The following is an 11,370-nucleotide window of genomic DNA, read 5'->3' as shown; positions in this document are numbered from 1 at the left end:
ATCCCCTGAAATAGATTGCGCCTAGCTAGCCTGCTTGAAGGACTGCGATCAGAGAACTCCCCAAGCCCGGAACCTGCCCCTCCCCGTCATCTCCCGGAGGCCGAGTTCCACCACGATCCGCCGCGCCGCCTGCGGCGTAACGTCCAGCGTTTTCGCCACCATCGCGGCCGACACGAGCGGTTTTGCCATGACGAGCTCGACCAGCTCCGGCAATTTCGAAGACGTGCGTCTTCCCGCCAATTTGCGCTCCATCATCTGGCGAGCCAGTACCAGCCGGTCGTGCTCTTTCAAACCGATCTCCGCCGTCGCCAACAAACCGTGGGCGATGGCCAGCAGCCGTGTTTCCCGATCGCGATGCCTTCGCCGATCGACAGGGATGGTTTTGAGGCCGTGGTTGATCGCAGCCAGATGGGCACCCGTGGTAATGCCGGCCTGCCGCAGCATGGCGGCAGCAAACAGCCTCCCGAGCCAGGGTGCGTGCTGTAGAACCTCGAGCGCGTTCCAGGCATCGAGGGCGATGATGGCCTGCAGCGCCTCCGGCAGATTTTCGGCCTGGCGCAATACCTCGCGCCACTCGTCGATCCTTGCATCCTCGTCCCAGTCGAGATCATAGACGAGCGTGTCTCGCTCGCGGCTGTCGACCGCAGGACGGTCGCGGCGTTTTGCGTGTTCGATCGCAGCATCCGATCGTGCTAGCAGCGCATCGATGGCTGCGAGGTCGACGCCGGGAAGCCCTTCGGCTTCATCGATTTCTTTCCCCTCCCCTTCCGGATTTCTTCCCTCAGCCGCGGACCGCATGATGCCGGCCTGCTCCGCAGCGTCGGCGCCAGCCGACGTAATGTCCGATGCTTGTCGCAACGTGCGGATACCCTCTGCGGACAGTGCCCAGCCGGGGAGTTGGGCGGCGATGCGCCGGCGAGTGCGCAGCACGTCGCGGGCGATGGTCAGTTCGTGGGTCGGTGTACGGATGTCACGGGTGGCGTCATGGAGGACGAGGTCCTCGAGATGCACCAATTCGCCGTCGATCCACAGCGAGGCACACGCGTCGCCATATTGCGACCGCTCGAGGAAGCCGGCGCCAACCGGCGAACGGGCGATGCGCTCGTCGAGACGCGTAAGCGCGATACCGGCGTCGAAAGCCGGCCGCATCAAGGCATTCATGCTGATTTTTGAAACATCGTAAGCCATTGATATTATGGTAAACGATTTGCTAAACGAACTCTAGTTGAATAATCAAGTTCGTCACATGGTATGATTAACGGCTGGGTTTTAAACCATCGATAAGTACCTCTTATCGATGGTTAGCCATCTCAACGAATTTCTTTGCCATCTGACACGAAAACCCCTATACTCAACCCACCAATTCAGCGAGGAAGCCGAATGTCCGAACCACAACTCTCCGTGCGCAGCACCAAGGCCAGGGACCTGGCCCATGCGCTCGCGCGGCGCACGGGTCAGCCAATCAACAAGCTCGTCGAAATCGCGCTGGAACGGTACGATATCGAGCTTCGCAAGCAAACAAGCGCCCATCCACTCGACGCTGTATGGGAACTCGCCGCTGAAGGTCGACGTACCGTGCCGGCGGGGACAACCTCCGCCCACGACGATCTCTATGACGAGAACGGGTTGCCAAAGTGATTTCTCTCGACACGTCAGTTCTCGTCGCAATCATGCTTGACGAGCCTGAAGCCGATGCATTCAAAGCGGTGTTGCGACAGGAGCCGACGATTATCATCGGTTGGCCAACTTTGTTCGAAGTCCGGACGGTCCTGACGGCAAAGCGATTTTCCAATCCAGGAGACATTGTCACCCGCTTCTGCAATGCGCCGAACATCACTGCCGTCGCATTTGATGCAAAACACTATTGGGCAGCAGAGAGAGCTTTAGAGCGGTATGGCAAGGGCCGCCATCCGGCTGGCCTCAACATGGGCGATTGCTTCTCCTATGCGGTGGCCTCGGTCGCCAAGGCGCCGTTGCTGTTCAAGGGACATGATTTCGGGCAAACGGATCTTAAACTCCACCCTGCGTCTTCAACGGTATGACAGAACCCCGCCGCAACCCGATTGACAGACGCGCGTACGAACTCGACACGATCGCTGCCGTGCTCCCTATGGAGCGGCGCGACGAACTCGCCGAGCTCCTCACCGACAAGGATGTCGAGACGCTGCGCCATCTCATCAACCAGGGCCCCTGAACATTAAAGGGGCACAGATATACGGTAGGGGGATCAGACCGAGAACGGGAGAGGTCGGAAGCCTGTTTCATCGAGTGCCGGCTTGTCTTCCCATATGTAGTCACCGGTGAGGTTCACGTGCTCCCAGGTAAGCGGCGAGAGGCTGGATAGCAAATGATCAGGCACATGCTGACCGCCGGTGTGCAAGGCATCGACCACGCGGCCGGTATAGATCGTGTTCCAGTGAATGATGGCGGTGACAACCAGGTTGAGGGCGGAGGCCCGGATCGAGAGATTTTCCTGGCTGCGATCGCGGAAGCGGCCGAGGCGATGGAGATTGACGGCCCGCACGAGGCTGTTGCGGCTTTCCCCTTTGTTCAGTTCTGCCGTTGTCGTCTTTCTCAGTTCCTCGTCGTTGATCCAGTCCAGCGTGAACAGAGTTCGCTCGATCCGGCCCATCTGACGTAGTGCCTGGGCAAGACCGCTTTGCCTGGTCGTTGATGACAGCCGTTTGAGCATGAGCGAAGCGCTGACGGTGCGGGTGCGCAGTGAGGTCATCAAGCGCAGAATCTCGTCCCAGTGCGCCCGGATCAAATCGGCGTCGATGCGATCGCCCATGACATTCTGGAGAATGCCATACTGCTTGCCGGGGCCAAAGCCGTAGAGGCATCGGCCATCGAGATCGGGAATGCGCGGGACAAATGCAAAGCCTAGCGCATGGCAGAAGGCGAAGACGAGATCACTGACGCCGCCACCATCGACATGATGGCGCACGATGTCGAGGCCCGCATCCGTTTCGAGAAGCGCGTCGAGAACATGGACGGCCTCGCTCGCCGTGGCGGCGATGATTTTGGTATGGAAGGGAGCATATCGACCGGAGATCGCCGTGTAGAGCTTGATGATCGGGTTGGTTCCGTAACGGCCGTTGACGCCACCGGCGATTTCGCCGCCATCGCCGAGATGGATATGTTGTCCGTCGGAAGACGATATCGTGTTCGAACCGAAAACAGTGGCGATCGGCGCCGCGTGCTGGGCTTCGACCAGCCGGGCAAGTGCCAAGGTGAAGGTTTCCTCCCGGAAGTGCCAGATCGCCATCTGCTGTAGCTGGCGGCGTGTGATGCCGGGGCAGGCCAATGCCATCTTCGAGAAGCCGAGATTGGTGGCCTCGGCGATGAGCGCGGCATAGAAAATTCGCATATCGCCCGGCGTTCGGCCTGTCTGAAGATGCTCGAACAGTGAGCTGAAACCGGTCATTCGATCCACGTCGGCGACAAGATCCGTCAACCTGATCGGCGGCATGCTGCTCGCAACTCTCCTTGCGAAGGCGAGCGCGGCTTCGGTCTCGGCAGTTTTGACCGCAGGCACCCGCAGGCCTTCGCGCCGATCCGCGTGTCGCCGCGACCCGCCTCCAGCCGGCTTGCTGCCTCACGCAATTTTTGATCGAGCGCCTCGGCTTTCTGGGCGAGATAGATCTCGACATCAACCGGGATGGCGACGGGAATGCGGGCCTCGGCCTTGATGATGGAATAAGTCTGATGGGAGATCATGCCCTCATCGAGGGCGCGATATGTGCGAGAACCTTTGATCCAGATCTCGTTGGCAGCGATCCGGTTCTTCAGCTCAACGATGACAAAGATTTCCAGCATTCTGCGGTCAACCGAGCCATCTGGCGTTCTGATTTCCTTGCTCCACCGCTTGTCGACCAGATCGAGCGCCGCTTTGATCCATTGCGCGTCCAGAGAGCGACGGCGGCTTTTCCCTGCGGCCGTCATTTGCATCACCACGTTGATGAAATCACGGCTCTGACGATTACCCTCGAACGTGAAGGCTGCCAGGAATGGTGCTGCAAAGCGCCGGATACGCATATATTGCGCCGGCAGATAGGCAATCAGATCATCGTCCTTGCGGGGACGAGATGCTGCCTTCGCAGCCGCGGTTGCCCGCATCAACTGCTCCCAGCCGCCGACTGCATTGACCGCCTCATCGAGCGAAAGGTCGGTTTCTCGCCTGGCAGCGATCGCCTCACCGAAGCCCACGAAGAAATCCAGCGCCGATGTCGCCGAGGTGGCGGTTTCCAGCAGTCGTTTGTCGCGCTCTGCCTCGGCCCGCCGAAACGCCTTGCCGATCAGGACTTCGAACATGGCGATTGCGGCATCCGTGAGCGCGATTTCCATCTCCAGAAGGAAAGCTGCGAGCGTAGCATATCGGCGGCCGGGCCGCATTTGCTCGAAGTTCTGGGCGGTCAGGCGCCGGCCCTCTTGTGCCATGCGGCTCACCCGATGGGCGGGGACGGCCTGAAGCACATCACTTGAAAGGCCAACGTGGCGCACGGCCTCAAGCCGATCGATCAGACCCCGCATCGCTGCGTCTCCAGCCTTTCCGGCAGGTTCACGTAACCAGGAGACCCCGCTCTGGCGGACGCGTGGACCAATACCGAGCAGCGCTTCCATTCTGACGATGATGTCGGGCGTCAGCCTTCCGGCAACATCGGCAAACAGCGCCTCCTCAGCCTCGGTGCATGCCTGTCCGGCCATCCGTTCGATCACGGTGATGCCGGAATGACGATACGCCGCCGGCGCATCTCATCGGCGAGAGCGGCGACGACGAATTTGTCCTTGGTCGAGGCGATCGCCACGCCGCGCGCGAAGGCAAGCAGATCGGTGCGCAACGGGTGGCTCAGCTCGCTGAACCCGTAGTGTTGGCGGAGGACGGTCAGTTGTTCGTAGCGTGTGGGCGCTCTTCGTGCGAAGCTGGCAAGTGCATTCGGCTCGATGCGGAGTTGCTCGGCAAGGAAGGTGAGCGCGCTTTCCGGGATGACCTCTCCGCGCTGGATGAGACGGCCGGGATAACGGAGCGCACAAAGCTGAAGGGCCAAGCCAAGACGGGTATCGTCGCGACGGCGCGTTTCCAGAAGACGATGGTCCTCATCATCAAGGCTCCAATGGCGGATCAGGGTGTCGTCGTCGCTGGGCAGGGCAAGGAAATTCTGCCGTTCGGCATCCGTCAAAATCATGCGGCGAGGCATCGGCGCTCCATATGTCACAAAAAGACTGGAGATAACCGTTCGCGGAGCTTACTTTGCAAGACGGGTTATGTGACAATCTACAGGCTTTGGCGCGGCCAAATCGAAATTGTCACGCAGACGGACGAATAAATGACAGCTCTGATCGGATATGCGCGAGTGTCGAAAGCCGACGGCAGCCAGGTCCATGACCTTCAGCGTGACGCGCTGGCACAGGCTGGTGTCGACGCCAACAATGTCTATGAGGATGCCGCGTCAGGAAAGAAAGAGGACCGTCCAGGTCTCACCGCCTGCCTGAAGGCGCTGCGTCGCGGTGACACGCTTGTCGTCTGGAAGCTCGATCGACTCGGCCGCGATCTCCGCCACCTCGTCAATCTGGTCGATGATCTGACCCAACGGCATATCGGCCTCAAGGTTCTGGCAGGTGAAGGGCGTCGATCGACACCTCGACGGCGAATGGCCGGCTGGTGTTCGGCATATTCGCGGCGCTGGCTGAGTTCGAGCGGGCATTGATCATTGAGCGCACCAAAGCTGGTCTCGCCGCCGCACGCGCACGTGGCCGGAACGGCGGAGCGCCCTTCAAAATGACGCCGGCGAAGCTGCGCCTTGCTCAGGCAGCAATGGGGAAGCCGGAAACCAAGGTGGCCGATCTTTGCGCCGAACTCGGTATCACACGACAGACGCTCTACCGGTTTGTCGATCCTAAGGGCGCGCTGCGCACCGATGGAGAGCGGCTGCTTATGCGGAAGGCAAAGAAATGAAACGAGTCCTCATCGTCGGTTGTCCGGGCGCCGGGAAATCCACACTCGCCAAAGAACTGGCCGAAGCGACCCGCTTGCCCGTCGTCCACCTCGATAGACATTACTGGCAGCCGGGCTGGCAAAGGCCGGATAGCGCATCATGGCAGAAAACCGTCGAAAAGCTTGCGGCGCAATCTGAATGGATTATGGACGGGAATTATAGCGGCACGCTTGAGCAGCGATTGGCATCTGCGGACACGCTTATCCATCTCGATTACACAACATCGTTATGCCTGTGGCGAGTTATTCGACGAACGGTATCCGGTTTGGGCCGAAATCGCGGTGATCAGCTCGCGCCGGGATGTCCTGAACGCTTTGATTGGGCCTTCTTCCGATTTGTGATCAATTACCGAAAGGAGCAACGACAGCGCGACCTTGCTCGAATGGAAGGATTTGCCGGTCGGGTGTTCCGGTTCACCTCGCCAGCCGAACTGTTGGGCTTCGTAGCTGCCATCAAGAAGGCTGCGCAAAAGGCGTGAAATCGGCCTACCGTATATCTGTGCCCCTTTAATGTTCAGGGCCATATCGCGCATTTGCTTTCCTATTTTGGAAAACGAACAGCAACAGCACAGGACCGGCGCGCCGCCTTACTATCCGCCGTCGAAACGGCGACCGCAACGGACAAGGCCATTCTATTGCCCAAGCTATTGTCACCACGCTGCGGGAGCGGAAGGTGTTACTTCCCGCACCTGACACAATAGAGCGGATCGGCTTTGCCGGCCGCGTAATAGCCGCCGTCGCGCCGAGGCTGCCCTGATATCGGCCTTTCAGCCGAAAAGCTCCAATCCCTCGATGATCTTTTGACGGTTGATCCCGAGATACGACAGACGCGATTCCATTGGCTGCGATCTGCGCCAGATGCTCCGGGAGCAACCAACCTGGTCACGCTGACCGACAGGATCGCTTTCATCCGCGCGCTCGATATCGATCCCCGACTACAAGCCCGCATCCACTCCGGTCGCTGGGAGCAGATGGTCCGGGAGGGCGATGTGACACCGGCATGGCTTGCCGCCGACTTCAACGCCAGTCGGCGGCGCGCGACGATCATCGCGCAGATCATCAAGCTTGGGCAAAAGCTCACCGACGCCGCAGTCACCATGTTCATCAAGCTGATCGGCAGGCTGTTTTCGCAGGCGAATAACCGCAAGAAGCAGCGCCATGTGAACACCCGGATGGAGACGGCTAAGGCACTACGGCTGTTTCTCGACACGATATCGGCTCTTCAGTGCGCCAATGACAATGATGAAGATGCAATTGAAACGCTCGACCGCCACGTCGGCTGGCATCGCTTGGTGCAGGCAAAGCCGACGCTTGCGGCGATGGTGGAAGACAATGACGCCTCACCCTTGCTTAATGCAGCTGAGCAATATGCCAATGTTCGCAATTATGCAGGCCGGTTCCTCCTGACCTTCACATTCCATTCAAGTCGTCGGTATGATCCTTTGCTGGCAGCGATCGAAACACTCAGATCCCTTTACGCGGAAGGAAGGCGCGTGCTTCCCGAACGTGTCCCGATCGCTCATCTCGGCGCGGCGGAGCGTAAACTGATCTTCGGGCAGGCAAAGGCCGATCGCCGTCTCTATGAGATTGCAACACTGGCAGCGTTGCGCGAGCGGCTTCGTTCGGCGACATCTGGGTCGAAGGCAGCAGGGCGTTCCGGCCGATAAATGAAAATTTCATGCCCCGCCCTACTTTTACCAAGCTGAAGGAAACTGACCAGCTTGGGCTCGGTGTGCAGCGCGACGGGGTGGCTTGGCTCACCGAAATGCAACAATTGCTGGACTTCAATCTGAAACGTCTCGCCCATCGCGCCCGCAACGGCAAACTTGAAGGCGTCCGTCTCGATGCCGGAACCCTGATTGTAACACCGCTGGCGAGCGAAGTGCCCGCTGCAGCCGATGAACTAAATATCGAACTCAGCGAAATGTATCCGCTTGTCGAAGTGCCGGATCTCTTAAGAGACGTGCATGAGTGGACCGGCTTTGCCGACCAGTTCACCCATGTTCGAACGGGCGATTCACCGCAAAACATTCCGGCCATGCTCGCCGGCACGCTCGCGGACGCCACCAATCTTGGCCCGAAACGTATGGCCGGAGCCTCCAAGGGATCAGCGCCCATCAGATCGGATGGATGCGCATGTTCCATGCCCGCACGGAAACCTATCGCGCAGCGCAGGCATGTGTGACCGACGCCCATGCGCGTCATCCCCACGCCCAGCTCTGGGAACAGGGACGACCGCATCATCTGATGGTCAGTTCTTCCGGGCCAGTGATCGTGCCGCCAAACGCGGTGATATCAACCTGCATTATGGCAGCGAGCCAGGCTCGAAATTTTACAGCCACCTTTCCGATCAGTACGGCTATTTCAGCATTCTGCCGATCAGCCCGACCGAGAGCGAGGCAGCCTATGTTCTCGACGGCCTGTTCGACCACGACACCATCCTGGAGATCGAGGAGCACTTTACCGATACCGAGGTGCGAGCGATCATGTATTTGCCCTCTTCACTCTGATCGGAAAGCGTTTTGCGCCTCGGCTGCGCAATCTCAAGGACCGGAAGTTCCATACTTTCGAAAAGGCCGACTCATATCCAGCACTGCCAACCATATCGGCGCGCCGATCAATACCGCCCTCATTCTGGAACACTGGGATGACCTTCTCCATCTGGCGGCATCAATCACGACACGCTCTGTTGCGCCCTCAATGATCCTCAAAAAGCTGGCGGCATCCTCGAAACCGAGCCAGTTGGCGAAAGCCCTGCGTGAGCTCGGGCGCATCGAGCGATCCCTGTTTATGATCGAATGGTATTCAACCCGGCACTTCGCCGGCGATGTCAAGCCGGTCTTAACAAAGGAGAATCCGCCCACAAGCTCAAGCGGGCCGTTTTCTTCCATGAGCGCGGCGAAATCCGCGACCGATCGTTCGAAAGTCAGGCATTCCGTGCCTCGGGCCTCAACCTTGTCGTCAGCGCCATCGTCCACTGGAATACCGTTTATCTCAGCCGTGCCGTAGCCCATCTGCGTCAAAGTGGTCGAACTATCCCCGACATATTGCTCAAGCATGTCTCGCCACTCAGCTGGGAGCACATAAATCTCACCGGCATCTATTCCTGGGACACCGAGCAGCAGATGCCCGAAGGCTTCAGGCCATTGCGACTTCCTGGAAGAATCCTCCGCGCTGCATGACGTTCCCGCTCCGTTCGGTCTTAGCGTACGATTTCGAGCAGCTCTTGTTCTGACCCCAAGTTTCATGCGGGAGATCGCAGACGGAAAACATATCACCTGCAGAGTGATCGACACGGATCAATATCGCCGTCTGGTCGCGCAATGCTTCGAAAGCGGCCGAGACATCGGGTTAGCGATCGTCGCCGCAGGTTTGGCCGAGACCTTGTTCCGGTATCTTCCACGGCAGCACGGCATGAACCTGGGCGAGTATGTCGAAACGGAACAGCGGGCGAAGGCGGCAAACGCTGGCATGTGGTCCGCCGAGATATTGAAACCTTCCGAGTTCCGGCGAGCAAGCAAACCAGCTGCCCCCGGCCGCTCGTAACCAGGTGGTCTCGAAACTGTGGTGCGCGTTTTTTGTCGGCCGAATCCCGTGAGGCCAGATCGAGGTGCCGGCGACGTTCAATCAGCGAGCCTTTTGGGGGCGTGATTGTGCGACGATCGGGAGGGTTGAAAGCTATATCGGCGCACGTATTCCTCTCAATGGGTTGCTCAGAATGCTCGTTCGCATGGCGCCGGCTTACGGCAAAGCCAGCTCGCAATAAATTTCCCCGCCTGCGGCTTCCTCGCGCAGCAAAATTTACCGCGATCAGGCCTCCTCCGCTCCGCTGCGGCCCTTCGGGTGCAGTGCACCTTACCGCCATGCTTTGTGAACGATCATCGCAACCCAAAAAGAGGAACACTACCATGACCAACAAGCTCACCAACTTCATCCAGTCGACAGCGACGACATCGCAAACGCGAAAGGCACCGGCCGGATTTCCACCCTCACCCACGACATCGAGATCTCGGCAGTGCCCTTTCACTCGAACAACGCAAAAGCGCCGACGCACCGGATCTTCGGAAAATCCCCCAGGGGTTTCGAGCTCGAGGTCGGCGGCATCTGGCAAGGCACAAATGCCAACGGCGAAACGAAATTCACGCTCTCGATCAAGGAGATCAAATTCAACGCTAACTCGGCCGCTTCGCCAACCAGGACGATCATTCGCTGCAAGCAATCATTCCTTGGCAGGCCAAGGACTGAATGGCGCAAAAAAAGCCCCCGAAAGGGGCTTCTAACTTTCAACGCCGGCGGAACGCCGACTAGTTTTTCTTCATTCCTCTGGCTACGCCTTCCAGGTGCTTGACCATGCCAAGCAAGTTCGAGGCGGTCTCGTCCGGAAGCTCGCAAATACGATGAATTAGCTCGATGCGGTCTTTCGCGCCTTCTGGCGTATCGCCAAAAAGTGTGGCGCGACGTAAGCGAGAAGATCTGCTGGCTTCAGCCCCAGAAGCTCTGTCAGGACAATCAGCGCGAGACGTCGAGCGACGACATAGAGCGCTCATAACGGCCCCACACCTGCCCTGTGATACCCAGGAGTACGGCGAAATCATATTGTGAGATGTCGCGACTGTCGCGTACCGTGCGCAGATATTCGCCAATGCGGCGCTCAATCTCGGGTAACGAGAGAACGCCTTCAAAGCCAGGCTTGCGATAAATAGTGGTGGCTCGACTGCTTTCGGCAGCCCCCGCCCCTTTCTTCGCCTGCTTTAGCGCTTTGGCTCGAAAACGGGCACAAGCCCATATTTCTTCGCGTAGGCGCGAACTGCTTCCGGAGGCTGGTTTTCGTCTTGCTCGTTGAAAACGTCGTCGCTTTCCACGCGGGATTCCTTAGATGAAATTGTTCACGTTTGGAGACTTCAAGAGGAGTTGATTTTGCGAGGTCTATAGAGTCTCCAAGCCAACGTCGATTCCCCCGACACCATAATATCTAAAAAAGATGTGAAAACAAGGCTAATAAAGAGGCACGTTAGCCCTAATAGCCCTCTTTTCTAAGAAACTCGTCCAGCGCCTCGCGTACAATATTTGTCTGTTTGACCTTGCTTTCGAATGACGCCCTCGCGAGCCGGTCTCTCAACCTCTTTCTAGCGAAACGCTGAGAACGTAATCACCCTTCTGGGCCGCAACGCCTTCAATGCCCGCAGCCCCCCGCGTTCATTTTGAGTTTTTGTCGCTGGCGTCTTGGAGCATCCGCTTTCGGCGACGTGATTGCAGGCTCAACCGGCCGAGCTGGTAGAGTTTCGGAAACGGCCTCGGCAACGCCGCTATCTGCTCCGTTAATTTCCGTCACAGCAGCCGGCTCGGGCTCGGGAAGAGGCACAGTCGTCTCGACC

9 protein-coding genes and 4 pseudogenes are annotated in these 11,370 nt (G+C 58.7%); 9 read left to right on the top strand and 4 right to left on the bottom strand.

Going from position 1 to position 11,370, the window contains the following annotated elements:
- Window positions 1–48: 48 nt before the first annotated feature.
- Window positions 49–1,197 (bottom strand): RHE_PE00001 family protein, encoded by a 1,149-nt coding sequence (locus tag G3A56_RS28030; protein WP_082186260.1) that lies wholly within the window; start codon window positions 1,195–1,197, stop codon window positions 49–51.
- A 183-nt stretch (window positions 1,198–1,380) separates the two neighbouring features.
- On the opposite strand from G3A56_RS28030, the gene G3A56_RS28025 reads away from it, so the two are divergent.
- The 3 genes and pseudogenes from G3A56_RS28025 to G3A56_RS28015 all read left to right on the top strand — a co-directional run.
- Window positions 1,381–1,638, top strand: coding sequence for a type II toxin-antitoxin system VapB family antitoxin (locus tag G3A56_RS28025; RefSeq protein WP_082186261.1), 258 nt, complete (start codon window positions 1,381–1,383; stop codon window positions 1,636–1,638).
- The gene (locus G3A56_RS28020; RefSeq protein ID WP_082186262.1) at window positions 1,635–2,042 is read left to right on the top strand and encodes a type II toxin-antitoxin system VapC family toxin; all 408 of its coding nucleotides are present in this window, start codon (window positions 1,635–1,637) and stop codon (window positions 2,040–2,042) included. Before G3A56_RS28025 ends, G3A56_RS28020 begins: the two co-directional genes overlap by 4 nt.
- Window positions 2,039–2,188: pseudogene (locus G3A56_RS28015) on the top strand (integrase); the annotation flags it as partial. The gene G3A56_RS28020 and the pseudogene G3A56_RS28015, both read left to right, overlap by 4 nt.
- A 39-nt stretch (window positions 2,189–2,227) precedes the next feature.
- On the opposite strand, the gene G3A56_RS29545 reads toward G3A56_RS28015, so the two are convergent.
- The 3 genes from G3A56_RS29545 to G3A56_RS29535 are packed head-to-tail and all read right to left on the bottom strand — an operon-like array spanning window position 2,228 to window position 5,198.
- Window positions 2,228–3,538: a Tn3 family transposase gene (locus G3A56_RS29545; RefSeq protein ID WP_343044316.1), complete on the bottom strand. Its 1,311-nt coding sequence runs from the start codon at window positions 3,536–3,538 to the stop codon at window positions 2,228–2,230.
- Complete coding sequence (locus G3A56_RS29540; protein ID WP_343044315.1) at window positions 3,454–4,719, bottom strand: hypothetical protein; 1,266 nt, start codon at window positions 4,717–4,719, stop codon at window positions 3,454–3,456. Before G3A56_RS29540 ends, G3A56_RS29545 begins: the two co-directional genes overlap by 85 nt.
- Entirely contained in the window at window positions 4,716–5,198 is a 483-nt protein-coding gene (locus tag G3A56_RS29535; RefSeq protein WP_343044314.1) for a DUF4158 domain-containing protein, read from the bottom strand. Before G3A56_RS29535 ends, G3A56_RS29540 begins: the two co-directional genes overlap by 4 nt.
- A 129-nt stretch (window positions 5,199–5,327) precedes the next feature.
- Here G3A56_RS29535 and G3A56_RS28005 point away from each other — a divergent pair.
- The 6 genes and pseudogenes from G3A56_RS28005 to G3A56_RS27985 all read left to right on the top strand — a co-directional run bounded on the left by G3A56_RS28005 (window position 5,328) and on the right by G3A56_RS27985 (window position 10,240).
- Window positions 5,328–5,956, top strand: a pseudogene (locus G3A56_RS28005) (recombinase family protein).
- Window positions 5,953–6,474, top strand: coding sequence for an AAA family ATPase (locus G3A56_RS28000; protein WP_082186265.1), 522 nt, complete (start codon window positions 5,953–5,955; stop codon window positions 6,472–6,474). Before G3A56_RS28005 ends, G3A56_RS28000 begins: the two are co-directional and overlap by 4 nt.
- 321 nt (window positions 6,475–6,795) lie before the next feature.
- On the top strand, window positions 6,796–7,662 hold the full coding sequence (locus G3A56_RS29780) for a hypothetical protein (protein ID WP_425503408.1): 867 nt from the start codon (window positions 6,796–6,798) through the stop codon (window positions 7,660–7,662).
- 11 nt (window positions 7,663–7,673) lie between these two features.
- Window positions 7,674–9,177: pseudogene (locus G3A56_RS29775) on the top strand (Tn3 family transposase).
- 64 nt (window positions 9,178–9,241) lie between these two features.
- Window positions 9,242–9,541, top strand: a complete 300-nt coding sequence (locus G3A56_RS27990) for a thermonuclease family protein (protein WP_246231491.1) — start codon at window positions 9,242–9,244, stop codon at window positions 9,539–9,541.
- A 362-nt stretch (window positions 9,542–9,903) separates the two neighbouring features.
- Window positions 9,904–10,240: pseudogene (locus G3A56_RS27985) on the top strand (DUF736 family protein).
- Window positions 10,241–11,370 lie beyond the last annotated feature (1,130 nt).

Origin of the sequence: Rhizobium oryzihabitans (assembly GCF_010669145.1) — a bacterium.
In the GTDB taxonomy this organism is placed as follows: Bacteria; Pseudomonadota; Alphaproteobacteria; order Rhizobiales; family Rhizobiaceae; genus Agrobacterium; species Agrobacterium oryzihabitans.
The sequence above is the reverse complement of the archived record's forward strand: the minus strand, read 5'-3'. Positions and strand labels throughout refer to the sequence as shown.

Bases quoted from the DNA above. Each gene is read 5' to 3' on its own strand.
- G3A56_RS28025 (WP_082186261.1), top strand. From the start codon at position 1,381: ATGTCCGAACCACAACTCTCCGTGCGCAGCACCAAGGCCAGGGACCTG.
- G3A56_RS29535 (WP_343044314.1), bottom strand. From the start codon at position 5,198: ATGCCTCGCCGCATGATTTTGACGGATGCCGAACGGCAGAATTTCCTT.
- G3A56_RS28000 (WP_082186265.1), top strand. From the start codon at position 5,953: ATGAAACGAGTCCTCATCGTCGGTTGTCCGGGCGCCGGGAAATCCACA.
- G3A56_RS27990 (WP_246231491.1), top strand. From the start codon at position 9,242: ATGCGGGAGATCGCAGACGGAAAACATATCACCTGCAGAGTGATCGAC.